Here is a 15992-nt window from a genome sequence, read left to right as displayed (position 1 = left end):
TGCTCCGGGGATGGGACGGCGACGGTGAAAAGCGGCAGTAGGCGCACCCCGGTTTTTTCGCCACGATTGGCGATCAGCAGTCGTTTGATGGGGACTATCTCTGTCATGACATCTGCTCCGGGGATGAGGCGGCGACGGTGAAAAGCGGCAGTAGGCGCACCCCGGTTTTTTCGCCACGATTGGCGATCAACAGCCGTTTAATCGGGACTATCTCAGTCATGGTTTCTCCTTGCATTCGGGACGCCAGGCGGGCGGGCGCTTGTCAAAGAAAGCCTGCATCCCCTCCTGGGCCTCGGCGCCGACCCGCACCCGGGCAATGGTATCCACGGTCAGCGCCTGGTGTTGACTGGCGGGCAGATGGGCGAGCTTATCGAGCAGTGCCTTGGTGTCGGCCATGGCCGCCGGGCCGTTCTGGCACAGCGTTCGGGCCAGGGCACGGCCCTCTTCCAGCAAGGCGTCGGGGCTGAACCGCTGATGAATCACGTTGAGCCGACAGGCGGTGATGGCATCGAAGGGTTCGGCACTGAGCATGTAGCGCCGTGCCTGGCGCTGCCCCAGGGTGCGCACCACATAGGGGCTTATCACCGCTGGCACCAATCCGAGCCCCACTTCGGAGAGGCAGAAGCGGGCATCGTCGCTGGCCAGGGCGATGTCGCAGGCACAGATGAGACCAAGTGCCCCCCCATAGGCGGCGCCCTGCACCAGGGCCAGGGTAGGGAAGGGCAGCTCGTCCAGGGTTTGCATCAGCAGGGCGAGCTGGCGGGCATCCTCCCTGTTGTGTTCAACATCGGCATGGGAGAGATCCCGCATCCAGTCGAGATCGGCGCCGGCGCAAAAGTGCTTGCCCTCGGCGCGCAGCAGCAGCGCCCGGGGAGTGTGCTCAGTGCGGCCAGCCAGCTCGCGCAAGGCGCCAAGCAGCCCCTGGATCAGCGCCTTGTCAAAGGCGTTATGGCGTGCCGGGCGGCAGAGCACCAGCTCAGCCAGGGGGCCAGTCTGCTCCAGGCGAAATCCGGCATTCGGGGCGGCCCTGTTGTCGGGGGCGGCAGGGGATGACCTCATGTCTGCTTTCATACGGGCTCCTTACATCCGGAAGATGCCATATTGCTCGGGGGTCACTCGGGCGCGGGCCAGGGCATCCTGGCAGGCGGCCAGGGCCAGTGCGAGTATGGTGCGGCTCTGGGCCGGGTCGATGACCCCATCGTCCCAGAGCCGGGCACTGGCGTAGTAGGGGTGACCCTGGCGTTCATACTGGTCGAGCACAGGGGTGCGGATAGCCTGCGCCTCCTGCTCGTCGAGGGGCTTTCCCGCTGCGGCGAGCTTGTCGCGGCGCACCTGCACCAAGACGCCAGCCGCCTGTTCGCCCCCCATGACGGAGATGCGGCTGTTGGGCCAGCTGAACAGGAAGTCGGGGTCAAAGGCGCGGCCACACATGCCGTAGTTGCCGGCGCCAAAGCTGCCCCCGGTGATCAGGGTGAGCTTGGGCACCCGGCTGCAAGCAACGGCAGTAACTAGCTTGGCACCGTGTTTGGCGATCCCTTCGCGCTCGGCCTGGCTGCCCACCATGAAGCCGGTGATGTTCTGCAGAAACAGCAATGGGATGGCGCGTCTGTTGCAGAGCTGGATGAAGTGGGCGCCCTTCTGGGCGCTGTCGCTGTGCAGCACACCGTTGTTGGCGAGGATCCCGACGGCCATGCCCTGGATCTGGGCAAAGCCGGTGACGAGCGTGGTGCCGTACAGCGCCTTGAACTCGTCAAAGTCCGAGCCATCGACCAGGCGAGCGATGATCTCCCTCGCCTCCACCGGCCGCTTCAGACTGGTACCGACCAGACCATAGAGCTCCTCGATGGGATAGACAGGCTCCCGATAGAGGGGGCGGTTGGCTGGCTGGTCGCCCCCCAGGTTGCTGACCAGGGTGCGGGCCAGTTGCAAGGCATGGTCGTCATCTCTGGCCAGGTGATCGGCAACGCCAGAGTGGGCGCAGTGGACCAGGGCCCCCCCCAACGCTTCGGCGCTGATCTCCTCGCCAGTGGCGGCTTTGACCAGGGGGGGGCCGGCCAGAAAGATGGTGGCCTGCTGTTTGACCATGATGGATTCGTCCGCCATGGCGGGCACATAGGCGCCGCCTGCGGTACAGAGCCCCATCACCACGGCGAGCTGGGGGATGCCCTGGCCCGAGAGGCGAGCCTGGTTGTAGAAGATGCGGCCGAAATGATCCCGGTCGGGAAACACCTCGTCCTGCATCGGCAAGAAGGCGCCGCCAGAGTCCACCAGGTAGAGGCAAGGGAGGCGCAACCGCTCGGCGATGGCCTGGGCGCGCAGGTGTTTCTTCACCGTGAGGGGGTAATAGGTGCCGCCCTTGACGGTGGCGTCGTTGACCACCAGCAGGCAGAGCCTGCCGTTGATGCGACCAAGCCCGGTGATGATACCGGCGGCGGGGACGGCTTCGTCATAGACCCCCCAGGCCGCCAGGGCGGAGAGCTCGAGGAAAGGGGAGCCGGGGTCGAGCAGCCGGTCGATGCGCTCGCGGGGCAGCAACTTGCCACGCCCGGTGTGGCGGGCCTGATTGACGGCGCCGCCCCCCAGGGTTATCTCCTCCAGCCGATCGTGCAGATCCTCGACCAGGGCCTGCATGGCGGCCCTGTTGGCCTCATAGTCGGGGCTATGGGTGTCGAGCTGGGAGTGGATCTGGCTCATGCGGACTCCCCTAAAAAGGTGTGAGGGAAAAGGTCTGCCCGGTGAGTCACAGAGCGACCGGCGCTATGGTGTGCTAGCTGGGCGTGCAACGGCTTCATGCAGACTCTCCCATCAGCTCGCGGCCGATGAGCCAGCGGCGGATCTCCGAGGTGCCGGCACCTATCTCGTACAGCTTGGCGTCCCGCAGCAGGCGCCCGGTCGGGTATTCGTTGATGTAGCCATTGCCGCCGAGCAGCTGGATGGCATCCAGTGCCATCTGGGTGGCATTTTCCGCGGCAAGCAAGATGGCGGCGGCGCAATCCTTGCGGCTGGTCTGCCCTTGATCGCAGGCGTTGGCCACCGAGTAGACCAGGGCCCGGCTGCTGGCCAGGCGGGTGTACATGTCGGCCAGTTTGCCCTGCACCAGCTGGAATTCACCGATGGCCTGGCCGAACTGCTTGCGCTCGCGCACATAGGGCAACGCCACGTCCATGCAGGCCTGCATGATGCCAAGGGGACCCGCCGCCAGCACCACCCGCTCATAATCGAGACCGCTCATCAGCACCTTGATGCCCCCGTGCAGCGGGCCGAGCAGGTTCTCTTTGGGAACGTTGCAGTTGTCGAACACCAGCTCGCAGGTACTGGAGCCCCGCATGCCCAGCTTGTCGAGCTTCTGGGCCGTGCGAAATCCCGGGGTTCCCGCCTCGACGATGAAGGCGGATATCCCCTTGGCCCCCGCCTTGGCATCCGTCTTGGCATAGATGACAAAGGTCTCGGCATCGGGGCCATTGGTGATCCACATCTTGTTGCCGTTCAGCACGAAGTGATTGTCCCTCGCCTCGGCCAGCAGGCGCATGCTCACCACATCGGATCCGGCACCTGGCTCGCTCATGGCCAGGGCGCCCACCTTGGCGCCGCTGACCAGATCAGGCAGGTAACGCGCCTTCTGATCGGGGGTGCCGTGGCGGTGGATCTGGTTGATGCACAGGTTGGAGTGGGCGCCATAGGAGAGCCCGACCGAGGCGCTGGCCCGGCTCACCTGCTCCATCACCAGCACGTGAGCCAGGTAGCCCAGGCCCACGCCGCCATACTCCTCGCCGACAGTGATGCCATGCAGGCCGAGACTTCCCATCAAGGGCCAGAGATCCCGGGGAAAGAGGTTGCTGCTGTCTATCTCGGCGGCGCGCGGCGCTATCACTTGTCGACAGAAAGCGCCGACCTGGTCGGTCAGGGCCAGCAGGGTCTCATCCATCAATGGGGGCATAGCTGTCTCCTTGTCATCACGAGGGTGGAGGGGGTCTGAGTGCAGGGACGGCAGGCAATAATGGGCACCTTGCTGTCGTCCTGACTGGTCAGTCCATCTCCAGAGTTAGTTTACGTTAGCGTAAACGTAAATCAATTGTTAGTCTAAGGTAAAATCCCTTGTGGTGGGGGAGCTGGCCGCGCTGCCGCCCGCTCAATCCTGTGCAACTCAGTCGTCTGACCAGACTCAAAGGAGTTAAGAACATGACCAGCCATGCCACCCTGTACGGGGATCTGCCGCTCTACATCAACGGCGGGCCCCATGCCTCGACGACGGAGCAGTGGATAGAGGTGACCAATCCGGCGGATCAGAGTCTGCTGGCCCGTGCTCCCAGGGCCACGGCAGAGGAGGTTGAGCTGGCGGTGCGCAGCGCCCAGCAAGCCTATCTGCTGTGGCGGGATGTGCCTGCGCCGGAGCGGGCCAGGGTCATGTTCAACTATCAGCATCTGCTTAAAGTCCATCATGACGAGCTGGCCACCCTGCTGGCTCAGGAGACGGGCAAGAACTTTGCCGATGCCAAGGGGGATGTGTGGCGCGGTATCGAAGTGGTTGAACAGGCCTGCGGCATCGCCAGCCAGACCATGGGCGAGACCATGGGCAATGTGGCGCGGCGGGTCGATGGTCACTCCTGGGTGCAACCGCTGGGGGTCTGCGTCGGTATCACCCCATTCAACTTCCCGGCCATGATCCCGCTGTGGATGTTTCCCCTGGCCATCGCCTGCGGCAATGGCTTCGTGCTCAAGCCCTCCGAACAGGATCCGCTCACCCCCATGCGTCTGGCCGAGCTGTTCACCGAGGCGGGGGCCCCGGCGGGCATCCTCAGCGTGGTGCACGGCGGTGCCGAGCAGGTGGATGCGCTCTTGACCCACCCGGACGTGAAGGCGGTCAGCTTCGTCGGCTCGGCCCGGGTCGGGGCTCATGTCTATCGCACCGCGACCGAACAGCTCAAACGCGCCCAGTGCTTCGTCGGCGCCAAGAATCACATGGTGATCATGCCCGATGCCAACAAGGGGCTGGTGCTGAGCAATCTGGTGGGGGCCGGGGTCGGCGCCGCCGGTCAGCGTTGCATGGCCATCAGCGTGGCAGTGTTCGTCGGCAGTGCCCGCGACTGGATCCCGGAACTTGCCGAGGCATTCGCCGCCGTGCGCCCCGGGGTGTGGGACGATCCGCAAGCCGCCTATGGCCCTCTTATCAGCCCGGAGGCTAGGGTGCGGGTGGAGAATCTGATTGAAGCGGGCAAGCAGGAAGGGGCCGAGTGTCTGCTCGATGGCACCCTGTGCGAGGTGGCGGGTTACCCGGTCGGCAACTGGGTGGGCCCCACACTGTTTCGCGGCGTGACGGCGCAGATGGGGCTCTATCGGGAGGAGATCTTCGGCCCTGTGCTCTGCTGCATGGAGGTCGACAGCCTGGCTGAGGCGCTCGCCCTCATCAATCGCAACCCCTATGGCAATGGCACCTCCATCTTCACCGGTTGCGGCGCCGCGGCCCGTACCTTTCGCCACGAGGTGGCGGTGGGCCAGGTGGGCATCAATGTGCCCATCCCGGTGCCGCTGCCGTTCTTCTCCTTCACCGGTTGGCGCGGCTCTTTCTATGGGGACTTGCACGCCTACGGCAAACAGGCGGTGCGCTTCTACACCGAGACCAAGACGGTGACCGAGCGCTGGTTTGACGAAGACATTCCCACTGGCCCTAACATGACCATCAGCCTGCGTTGAGTGAGGACTCTTGCCCATGAATTTCAATCTGACCGAGGATCAGCAGGCCTACTGCGATGCCGCCACCGCCTTCGCCAACGAGGCGTTCAAGCCCAATGCCGCCCGCTGGGACAGGGATCATGAGTTTCCCATCCAGACCATCAAACAGGCGGCCGAGCTCGGCTTTTGCGGCCTCTATACCCAGGAGCCATATGGCGGCCTGGGGCTGCCCCGGCTCGACGCCAGCCTCATCTTCGAGCGCCTCGCCATGGGCTGCACCTCTACCACCGCCTATCTCACCATCCATAACATGGTGAGCTGGATGCTGGGGCGCTGGCTGCCCGCCGAGGTTGCCGGGGAGTGGGTGCCACGTCTGGCCAGTGGCGAGTTGCTCGGCTCCTATTGCCTCACCGAACCTGGGGCGGGCTCGGACGCCGCCGCCCTCAAGAGCCGCGCCCTGCGCGACGGCGATGATTACCTCATCGAGGGGAGCAAGGTGTTTATCTCCGGGGCGGGCAGCACCGATGTGCTGGTGGTGATGGCCCGCACCGGCGGTGAGGGGGCGGGGGGGATCTCCGCCTTCATGGTGCCGGCAAACAGCGAGGGCATCGTCTACGGCAAGGCCGAAGAGAAGCTGGGCTGGCACAGTCAGCCGACCCGGGAAGTGGCCTTTAACCGGGTGCGCATTCCCGCCAACTATCGGCTGGGGGAAGAGGGGGAGGGGTTCAAGTTTGCCATGCAGGCCCTGGATGGCGGTCGCATCAACATCGCCAGCTGCTCCCTGGGCACGGCCCAGCAGGCCCTGGATGATGCCCTGGCCTATGTGGCCGAGCGTCAGCAATTTGGCCGTCCCATCGGCGAGTTTCAGAGCGTGCAGTTTCGTCTGGCCGACATGGCGACCGAGCTGGCAGCCGCCCGGCTGCTGGTGCGTCAGGCGGCGGCCAAGCTCGACGAGAACAGCCCGGACAAGAGCGCCTGGTGCGCCATGGCCAAGCGCTTCGCCACCGACATCGGTTATCAGATCTGCGATGAGGCCCTGCAACTCTTTGGCGGCTATGGTTATATCCGCGAATATCCCCTCGAACGCTATCTGCGCGATACCCGGGTCCATCGCATCCTGGAGGGAACCAACGAGGTGATGCGACTCATCATCGCTCGTCGCCTGCTGGCCACTCCCTCACTGAATCTGCTATAGGGGCGATGCCATGACGTTGCCCGCACACAAGGATGATCCCATGACAAGGATACGGCTCGAATACCATGGCCACGTGGCCTACATCACCCTGGACAACCCACCGGCCAATACCTGGACCCTGGCCAGCCTGCGCGCCTTCGTGCAGATGATGGCCGAGCTCGACGGCAAACCCGAGATAGTGGCCCTGGTTATCCGCGGGGCCGGTGACAGGTTCTTCTGCGCCGGCGCCGATCTCAAGATGTTTGCCGACGGCGACAGCCTGCATGCCGCACAGGTGGCCGAGGCCTTTGGCGAAGCGTTCGAGGCCCTGGCTCGCTTTCACGGGGTCAGCATTGCCGCCATCACGGGGTTTGCCATGGGGGGCGGGCTGGAAGTGGCGCTGGCCTGCGATATTCGCATCGCCGAGCAGCAGGCCATCATGGGGCTGCCTGAGGCGTCGGTGGGACTCTTGCCCTGCGCCGGGGGCACCCAGCGCCTGACCGAACTGGTGGGGCCGGGTTGGGCCAAACGCCTCATTTTGTGTGCCGAGAAGGTCGATGCCACCCTGGCCTACGAGATAGGCCTGGTGGAAGAGGTGGTCAAGGTGGGTTGCGCCTGGGAGGCCGCCCGGCAGATGGCAAGCCATGCCGAGCGCCAAAGTCCCGCCGCCCTGCGCGCCTGCAAACGGCTCATCAACGAGGGGCGTCGCCGTCCTCGTGATGAAGCATTGCCCATGGAGCGCGCCCTCTTCCTCGACCTTTTCCAGGATGCGAACCAGCAAGAGGGGGTGGCGGCCTTTCTGGAGAAGCGGGCGCCGCGTTGGCACTACGGTCGAAGTGATGACATCCAGGGTCATGGCCAGCACGAGCCAGGCAAACAGACGCAGTGATGGCCGCAAGCAAGCCAACCACAGCCGCTTTGAGTGAGGAGCACGAGATGAGTGATGGGGTAAAGGTCGCGTTACTGCCGACCCGGGATGGCCAACGGTTGGGGGTGCTGACCCTGGACAGTCCGGCGTCCCTCAATGCCTTGAGCCTGCCGATGATCCAGGCCTTGGCACAGCAGTTAGCTGATTGGCAAGACGATGACACAGTGTGTGGCGTGCTGTTGGAGGGGGCCGGGGAGAAGGCATTCTGTGCCGGGGGGGATATTCGCGCCTTCTATCATGCGCGCCAGCGCATGACAGACCCTGAGCTGGCGGATTATGCCTGCGCTTTCTTCGAGCAGGAGTACCGGCTCGATCTGCTGATCCATCACTACCCCAAACCGCTGATCTGCGTCGCAGATGGCATCTGCATGGGGGGCGGCATGGGGCTGTTTGCCGGGGCCCGTTTTCGGCTGGTGACGGAGTGTAGCCTGCTGGCCATGCCGGAGGTGAGCATAGGCCTCTATCCGGATGTGGGGGCCAGCTGGTTCTTGAGCCGGTTGCCGGGCCGCGTCGGGCTCTGGCTCGGCCTGACCGGGGCCCGTATCAATGGTGCCGACGCCCTGGGGCTGGGGCTGGCCGATGAGGCGCTGAGCAGAGCCGCTCGCCCTCAGCTGATCGAGGCATTGCTGCGGCTTGACTGGCGGCAGCCGGCAGAGGAGCTCGATGACAGCCTGGCGTTGATGCTGGCGGCGTTGGGGGCGGCAGCACCCCTGCCCGAGCCGCTGCTGCTGCCTCATCTCGCACAGATTGAATCCCTCTTGCTGGGCCGCAGTCTGGTGCGGGTGCTCGATCGGCTATTCGACGCCCCTCTGACAGGGTCGCTGGCACAGCAGCGGGACAGTTGTCGCAGCGGCAGCCCCTTGAGCCGCGCCTTGCTGTGGCGCCAATACTGGCAGGGGCGTCAGCAATCACTGGCGGGATCCTTCGCCAATGAGCTGACCCTGTCGGTGAATTGCGTCCTCAAGGGAGACTTTATCGAAGGGGTCAGGGCGCTGCTCATCGACAAGGACAAGCAGCCCCGCTGGCAAGACGCCGAACAGACCGCTATCGCGGAATTCTATCGCTGGCCCGCCTGCGCGGGGGCGAGCAATCCCCTCTGGCGCGAGCTCAAGGGACAAGCGACTCATGGAGACAGCAGCATATGACGACAGGGGTAGGTTTTATCGGCCTTGGCAACATGGGCGGCCCCATGGCCGCCAACCTGGCCAAGGGGGGGCTGCGGGTACAGGTGTTCGATCTGCTGCCCGATCATCTGATTGCGGCCAAGCAGGCGGGCTGTCACTGCGCCGCCAGTGCCGCCGAGGCGGCAGCCGACTGCGAGCTGGTGATCAGCATGCTGCCTGCCGGGGAGCACGTGGTGGGGCTCTGGCTCGGTGACGGGGGAGGCAATCCTGGCCTGCTCCCCGCCCTGGCCCCCAATACCCTTATCATCGACTGCTCCACCATCGATGTCGCCTCGGCCCGCGCCGTGGGGGGCGCCGCCCGCTTGCTGGGCCATCGCTTCATCGATGCCCCCGTTTCAGGCGGGGTAGTGGGGGCGGCGGCGGGTACCCTCACCTTTATCGTCGGTGGCGAGGTGGCGGATTTTGAATCCGCCCGCCCTGTGCTTGGGTTGATGGGGCAGAATCTGTTTCATGCCGGTCCCCTTGGCGCGGGTCAAATCGCCAAGATGTGCAACAACATGCTGCTTGCCATCCACATGGCGGGTACCGCCGAGGCGTTGGCACTGGGGGTCAAGGAGGGGCTGGATGCCGCCGTGCTCTCCGGCATCATGGCCAAGAGCTCGGGCAATAACTGGAGCCTGGAGCGCTACAACCCCTGGCCCGGGGTGATGGAGAGTGCCCCGGCATCCCGCGGTTACAGCGGCGGCTTCATGACCCGGCTCATGGTCAAGGATCTGGGACTGGCCATGGGATTGGCCGAACATGCCCACAGCGCCGTGCCCATGGGGGCGCTGGCGCGTAACTTGTTCAATCTGCACGCCAGTCGAGGGGAGGGGGATCGCGATTTTTCCAGCATCCTCAACCTCTATCGGGAACCCGATTGAGACGACATCCCCAAGGAGCGGGCCGCACTGGGCCCCTCCACAGAGATAACGAGGAGCCTTGATGGATCTGAATAATAAATTGATTGCCGTGACAGGGGCGGGACGGGGCCTCGGCAGGGCCATTGCGCTGGCCCTGGCCGAACAAGGGGCCAGCCTGGCACTCATCGATGTCAATCGAGCGGATCTGGAGATCACCGAGGCCGAGTTGCAGAGCCGGGGTGGCCGCTGTTCACTCCATGTCTGCAACGTGGCCGATGAGGCCGAGGTGGAGGCAAGCTTCGCCGCCATCCATGACCTGGGGCCCCTTGCTGGCCTTATCAACTGCGCCGGGATCTTGCGCGATGGTCTGCTCATCAAGATGAAAGAGGGGGTGCTGACCGACAAACTCTCCCTGGCCCAGTGGCAGGCGGTGATCGATGTCAATCTGACCGGTACCTTCCTGTGTGGCCGCGAGGGGGCCGCCCTGATGGCGCGCCATGGTCAGGGGGGCGTCATCATCAACATCTCCTCCATTGCCAGGGTCGGCAACATGGGGCAGAGCAACTATGCCGCCAGCAAGGCGGGGGTCGCCGCCCTGGTGGTCACCTGGGCGCGGGAGCTGTCGCGCCATGGCATCCGGGTGATGGGCATCGCTCCCGGGGTCTTCGCCACCGAGATGACGGCGGCGATGAAGCCCGAGGCGATGGAACGCATGCTGCAAGCCATTCCGGCGGCCTGCCTGGGGGAGGCGCACCAGCTCGCCGATACGGTGCGCTTCATCCTCGGCAATGATTACCTGTCCGGGCGCATGATAGATCTCGATGGTGGCCTGCGCTTGTAGCGGGGCAGCATCATCAAACCAGTGAGAGCGGGGCGAAGGCCCCGCCTTGTGGCCTGCTTTGTGGCCCGCACAGCGAGCGAGGCACGGCTCTTCCCCCAGATGCACCATGACGACCCTGGCTTGCGTGCTTATGCAAGGCACCAGGATCCGGGGTCAGATCATGGTATTCCCTGAAAGTGGCGACAATCCGGCAGAGTTTGAGCCAGCTCACAGGCCGTGCCCGTGACTTCTGTAAAATTGCGCCCGGTCAAGGCGGCCAACGATTGATATGGCGAAGGATTGCGAGCCGTATAGTCATGCAATATAGTTGCCGCCTTTTTCAGGGGGCAGGGACAGTCGCTCCATCATGATGCGAGTCGAATTGAGCAGGGATTCTCAACCGCCGCCAAGACAAGCAACAGGATAGAGATGGACAAGAAACTCGGGCTGGGTGCCCTCATCTCACTGGTGATTGGCTCCATGATCGGAGCCGGTGTGTTCAGTTTGCCGCAAAATATCGCCGCCCATGCCAGCGCCGGGGCCGTGGCCCTGGGCTGGACCATCACCGGACTTGGCATGATCTGCCTGGCCCTGGTCTATCAGAGCCTCTCCCTGCGCCGCCCGGATCTCGATGGCGGCATCTTCAGTTATGCCAAGGCCGGATTTGGCGATTTTATCGGCTTCAATGCCGCCTGGGGCTACTGGATCTGCCAGCTGCTGGCCAACGTCTCCTACGCCGTCGTGGTGTTCAGCGCCCTGAGCTACTTCTTCGATACCCCGGACAATGTCATCTTCGGCAATGGCAATACCCCCACCGCCATCCTGCTGGCGTCCCTGCTCATCTGGTCGGTGCATGCGCTGGTGCTGCGCGGGGTGCAGGTGGCGGCCCTGGTCAACATAGTGACCACCATCGCCAAGATGGTGCCCCTCATCGTGTTCTGCGTCGCGGTGCTGCTCGCCTTCAATCTGGACACCTTCACCCTGGACTTCTGGGGCCAGGGCAATGGTGAGCTGGGGTCCGTGATGGATCAGGTGAAATCCACCATGAAGGTGACCCTCTGGGTCTTCATCGGTATCGAGGGGGCCGTGGTGGTCTCGGCCCGGGCCCGCCAGCGCAAGGACGTGGGCCGCGCCACTGTGCTGGCCCTGCTCGGCGCCCTGACGCTCTACGTGATGGTGACGCTCTTTTCCCTGGGGGTCATGAGCCAGCCTGAGTTGGCGGCCCTGAAGAATCCCTCCACCGCCATGATACTGGAGGCCGTGGTCGGGCCCTGGGGGGCCTGGCTCATCAATATCGGCCTGGTCATCTCGGTGATGGGGGCCCTGCTCAGCTGGACAGTGCTGGCCGCCGAGGTGCCTTTCATCGCCGGCAAGACGGGGGTGTTCCCGGCCTGGTTTGCCCGAGAGAACAAGCGGGGATCTCCCAGCGTCTCCCTCTGGTGCTCCACCTGCCTGGTGCAGGCCTTCCTCATCATCATCTACTTCCAGAACAGCACCTATCTGGCGCTGGTCAACATCACCACGGCGGCGGCCCTGGTGCCTTATGTCTTCTCGGGGGCCTATGGCCTCAAACTAGCCCTGAGTGGCCAGACCTATGAAGGGCAGCCATATCAGCGCAAGCGGGATCTGTTGTTGGCCCTGGTGGCGACCCTCTATGGCTGCTGGCTGGTCTATGCCGCCGGGGTGGAGTACCTGCTGCTGGTGGCCCTGCTCTATAGCCCCGGCATCTTCATCTACTGGAAGGCGCGCCAACATCACGGCCTGCGTGGTCTCAACCGACTGGAGCAGGGGATGACGGTGGCCCTGCTCGGCTTCGCGGTGCTGGCGTTTTACAAGGTGATGGACGGTACCATTCCCCTGAGTTAATCGGCACAATAGCGAGGTGGCCCATGGGCCACCTCTTTTTTGCCGATGATGATCGAGCCAGCAGGGTCAGCAGACTCGTGCCAAGGGCTTCTGATAAGGATGCAAGATGCTGTTTCTGGGTTATCTGTTGCTGGGGGCCTTCGCAGGTGTGTTGGGTGGATTGTTCGGCATAGGGGGCGGTCTCATCATCGTACCCGTGCTGGTGGTCAGTTTTCATGCCCAGGGCATAGCCCCCGAAATAGTGACCCACCTGGCCCTTGGTACCTCCATGCTCACCATGATCTTCACCGGACTCAGCTCGCTGCGGGTGCACTATGCCAAGGGCGTGGTGGACTGGTCTCTCATTCGTCGCCTGGCGGGGGGCATGATGGTCGGTGCCTGGCTGGGCGGCCTGACGGTGAATCTGCTCAGCGCCACAACCCTCAACATCATCATCGGTTGTTTCGCTTGGATCATGGCCCTGCAGATGGGGCTGAACCTGAAACCCAAGGCAGAACGCCATCTGCCCGGCCCCCTTGGCACCGGGATCGCGGGGACCTGTATCGGCTGGCTCTCCGCCATGTTCGGTATCGGCGGTGGCTCCTTGACCGTGCCCTACCTCACCTGGAACAGCGTGCCCATGAAGCAGGCGGTGGCCGTCTCGGTGGCGGGCAGCATCCCTATCGCCCTGGCGGGCAGCCTGAGTTACCTCTATACCGGTTGGGGTCATAGCCAGTTACCCGAGTGGAGCCTGGGCTACATCTATCTGCCTGCCTGGTTAGGCATAGTGTTGACCAGTACCCAGTTCGCCCGACTCGGCGCCCGTCTGGCTCACCGTTTGTCTCCCCAGCGACTGCGTATGGGATTTGCCCTGCTGCTGCTGTGCGTCGGCGCCAAATTCATGATTTTTAGCTAGATTGCCGACTCTTTGTGCGGGTTGCCGAAAAAGCAGGCAAACGCACCCTGGCAGGGCAGAAAGCCGTTGCAATGACCCTCTGCTTTGGTAGACTCAGCGCCGGTGGTCCCATTGGTCCTCTCGCATTGATAACCCGTCGACCTGGTCAGATCCGGAAGGAAGCAGCCAAGGTGGGGGACTCGAGTGCCGGGATGTGGCTGGTGGGGCCACCACCTGTTTCTGCAATTCAATAAGTTACCTTCCAATTCCCCTTCAGACCTCTTGGTAATCCACTTTGTGTGGATGACTGATCGCATCTGCAATGCGTTTCTGGCTCAGTTCCCGATACATCAGTCCCTAAGACATTTGCGACTCTCGGAAGATCGGCACGCCTGCTGTCGTTGCCGACGGACATCCATAAACCGCTCGGCACACGGGATAGGCTGGCAGCTCATAACAAACTCGCCCAGTTATTTGTCTGTGCGCGTGCTCGCGTAAAACCCAGCAATCATCTCTGCCATGGTTCCAGCCTTCGTCCCCTATGATGGGAGCGTTTGGATTGTTGTGAGCAAGCGGCCGATCCTCTCTGGTATCTGCCGGTTCGGTGACATGTGTATCCCGGCCCAAGCGACTATGCAGGAGCAACAAGGGCGAACGAGCGCTGTTGAGCACCTTCAGCAACAGCTGAAAGCAGGCTTGCTCAGATGACAGCCCGCCGCGCGTACTCGATGAATGCCTTCAACTTGGACGGTTGATCATGCCGGCTGGGGTAGTACAGAGAGAAGCCTGGAAAGGTCGGCGAGAACGGTGCAAGGACTCGCGTCAGACGCTTTGCCTTGATGTGTGGCAGGGCCAGCTGCTCAAAGGTGTAGGCGATCCCGACGCCTTCCAGTGCCGCCTCCGTACTGAACAGGGTGTCCGTAATGGTCAGGTTGCCCTTGACCTCGTACTCGACGATTTCCTCATTCACCTTGAACTCCCATTTGTGGATCGCGCCTGTTCCGGCGAAGCGGAAGCGGATGCAGTTGTGCTGCACGAGGTCGTCCGGATGGCTGGGCGCGGGGAAGCGCGCGAGATAATCAGGGGAGGCGACGATGGCGACTGTGATGGGGCCGCCAAGGGGAAGGGCGACCATGTCCTTGTGCAGATCTTCTCCCATGCGAATGCCCGCATCGAAACCCCGCTCGACGATGTCGACGAAGCCTTCGTCATTCGTCAGTTCAAGTTTCACGTTCGGATGCTCACGAAGGAAACCTGCCAACAGCGGTTGCAACACCATTGAGGTCGAAATGCGTGCGGCATTGATGCGTAATGTGCCGGTGGGCCCACCTTGCAGGACGTTCAGCTCTTCACCCGCCACAATGACCTGACCGAGTGCCGGGCCGATGCGGGCAAGATAGTCCTCCCCAGCCTCCGTCAGGCTCACGCTGCGGGTCGTGCGATTGAGCAGGCGTACGCCGAGACGCGCTTCCAGCTGCCTGATCGCCTGGCTCAGCGCCGAAGGCGATACCTCCAGTTCGGCAGACGCGGCAGTGAAGCCGCGATGCTCCGCGACTTTCCAAAAGGCCATCAGGCCGTCGAGTTGATTGAGTTTCATATCTTGAAGCATAACTTCATATGGTGTGCAGGATTAAGCTATTTTTCTGCGCTAATGCGGCGCCTATAGTTGCCTTCACCGTGAAGGAGGCACCCATGAAAACCAATCCGCAAGATTGCCATGCCCTCGGGCCTCTTTCCCTCAGGTGTCGTGACGCCCTGGTCAGTGTGATGGACCCCACGACGCCGAAACCAACAGGCAAGTGAGAAGGCTCATCAGACCATTGATTATTGAGGAAAAGAAGACGATGAAAAACGTATTGATCATCAACGCACATCAGTTTTTTGAAGGCATCTCCGGCGGCAAACTGAACAGCACCCTGGCAGGCGTCATCAAGCAAGAGATGGCAGCGCGCGGCTATGCGGTGAAGGAGACATACATAGAGCAGGGCTACGACGTTCAGGGCGAGGTCGACAAGCATCTGTGGGCAGACATCATCATCCTGCAATCGCCGGTCTTCTGGTTCGGCATGCCGTGGATCTACAAGAAGTATGTCGATGAGGTATTTACCGCGGGCATGTTCCAGCAGTGTTTTCTGTCGGGTGATGGCAGGACGCGCGAGGATCCGCGCAAGCAATATGGCTCTGGCGGCAAGATGCATGGCGAGCAGTACATGCTGTCGCTGACCTGGAATGCACCGAGGGCGGCATTTGGCGATGCTGGGCAGATGTTGTTCGAGGGCAAAACGGTGGATGACGTCTTCGTCAGCAACACGGCCAACTACAAGTTCTGTGGCGTAGAGGTGTTGCCCTCCTTCTCGTGCTTCGATGTGATGAAGCAGCCGGATGTTGCAGGCGCTATTGAAGAATTGCGTGGCCATCTGGATGCCATCTTTGATCCCGTGGCGAGCCCCCGCCTCAGGTGGAGAGCAAGATGGACGAGGCACTCACATCCCCTTGACGACGTCGGACGCTGGTCGGCAACGAGGTGACGGTGACCGCTCAGTCGCTGGGCGTTCACCTTCTGCCTTGGCCTGTGATGTGCGATGAGCTGTCGCCACCAGTGACCACAATACTGGCCAACCCGCCAACCCGCCA

Annotated in this window: 13 protein-coding genes and 1 other RNA gene; 10 read left to right on the top strand and 4 right to left on the bottom strand. The window is 63.0% G+C overall.

What is annotated here, in order from left to right:
- Positions 1–216 precede the first annotated feature (216 nt).
- The 3 genes from BN1130_RS11260 to BN1130_RS11250 form a co-directional block, all read right to left on the bottom strand.
- Positions 217–1059 (bottom strand): enoyl-CoA hydratase-related protein, encoded by an 843-nt coding sequence (locus BN1130_RS11260; RefSeq protein ID WP_042042286.1) that lies wholly within the window; start codon positions 1057–1059, stop codon positions 217–219.
- Positions 1060–1080: 21 nt separating this feature from the next.
- Positions 1081–2694 carry a carboxyl transferase domain-containing protein gene (locus BN1130_RS11255; protein ID WP_042042116.1) on the bottom strand — a complete coding sequence of 538 codons (1614 nt, stop codon included), beginning with the start codon at positions 2692–2694 and terminating at the stop codon, positions 1081–1083.
- Positions 2695–2788: 94 nt separating this feature from the next.
- Positions 2789–3937, bottom strand: a complete 1149-nt coding sequence (locus BN1130_RS11250) for an isovaleryl-CoA dehydrogenase (protein ID WP_042042115.1) — start codon at positions 3935–3937, stop codon at positions 2789–2791.
- A 242-nt stretch (positions 3938–4179) separates the two neighbouring features.
- On the opposite strand from BN1130_RS11250, the gene BN1130_RS11245 reads away from it, so the two are divergent.
- From BN1130_RS11245 to ffs, 9 genes are all read left to right on the top strand, one after another.
- A complete protein-coding gene (locus tag BN1130_RS11245; protein ID WP_042042114.1) occupies positions 4180–5691 on the top strand; it encodes a CoA-acylating methylmalonate-semialdehyde dehydrogenase in 1512 nt (503 codons plus the stop codon).
- Between the two features lie 16 nt (positions 5692–5707).
- A complete protein-coding gene (locus tag BN1130_RS11240; protein WP_042042113.1) occupies positions 5708–6865 on the top strand; it encodes an acyl-CoA dehydrogenase family protein in 1158 nt (385 codons plus the stop codon).
- A gap of 40 nt (positions 6866–6905) precedes the next feature.
- Complete coding sequence (locus BN1130_RS11235) at positions 6906–7733, top strand: enoyl-CoA hydratase (protein ID WP_042042112.1); 828 nt, start codon at positions 6906–6908, stop codon at positions 7731–7733.
- A 47-nt stretch (positions 7734–7780) separates the two neighbouring features.
- The gene (locus tag BN1130_RS11230; protein WP_042042111.1) at positions 7781–8917 is read left to right on the top strand and encodes an enoyl-CoA hydratase/isomerase family protein; all 1137 of its coding nucleotides are present in this window, start codon (positions 7781–7783) and stop codon (positions 8915–8917) included.
- Positions 8914–9819, top strand: coding sequence for a 3-hydroxyisobutyrate dehydrogenase (gene mmsB, locus BN1130_RS11225; protein WP_042042110.1), 906 nt, complete (start codon positions 8914–8916; stop codon positions 9817–9819). Before BN1130_RS11230 ends, mmsB begins: the two co-directional genes overlap by 4 nt.
- A 61-nt stretch (positions 9820–9880) precedes the next feature.
- Positions 9881–10639: an SDR family oxidoreductase gene (locus tag BN1130_RS11220; protein WP_042042109.1), complete on the top strand. Its 759-nt coding sequence runs from the start codon at positions 9881–9883 to the stop codon at positions 10637–10639.
- Positions 10640–11047: 408 nt separating this feature from the next.
- A complete protein-coding gene (gene arcD / locus BN1130_RS11215; RefSeq protein ID WP_042042108.1) occupies positions 11048–12484 on the top strand; it encodes an arginine-ornithine antiporter in 1437 nt (478 codons plus the stop codon).
- Positions 12485–12590: 106 nt separating this feature from the next.
- Positions 12591–13379, top strand: coding sequence for a sulfite exporter TauE/SafE family protein (locus tag BN1130_RS11210; protein WP_042042107.1), 789 nt, complete (start codon positions 12591–12593; stop codon positions 13377–13379).
- A gap of 109 nt (positions 13380–13488) precedes the next feature.
- An RNA gene (gene ffs / locus BN1130_RS21690) (signal recognition particle sRNA small type) lies at positions 13489–13585 on the top strand.
- A 473-nt stretch (positions 13586–14058) separates the two neighbouring features.
- Here the strand turns inward: ffs and BN1130_RS11200 are convergent.
- Positions 14059–14955, bottom strand: a complete 897-nt coding sequence (locus BN1130_RS11200) for a LysR family transcriptional regulator (RefSeq protein WP_033131994.1) — start codon at positions 14953–14955, stop codon at positions 14059–14061.
- A 247-nt stretch (positions 14956–15202) separates the two neighbouring features.
- Between BN1130_RS11200 and BN1130_RS11195 the strand changes: the two genes are divergently transcribed.
- Complete coding sequence (locus BN1130_RS11195) at positions 15203–15886, top strand: NAD(P)H-dependent oxidoreductase (RefSeq protein ID WP_084218191.1); 684 nt, start codon at positions 15203–15205, stop codon at positions 15884–15886.
- The last annotated feature ends 106 nt before the right edge of the window (positions 15887–15992 follow it).

The sequence above is a fragment of the Aeromonas rivuli genome, assembly GCF_000820045.1.
GTDB lineage: Bacteria > Pseudomonadota > Gammaproteobacteria > Enterobacterales > Aeromonadaceae > Aeromonas > Aeromonas rivuli.
Note: the sequence above shows the minus strand (reverse complement) of the source record. Positions and strands in the feature narration are given on the sequence as shown.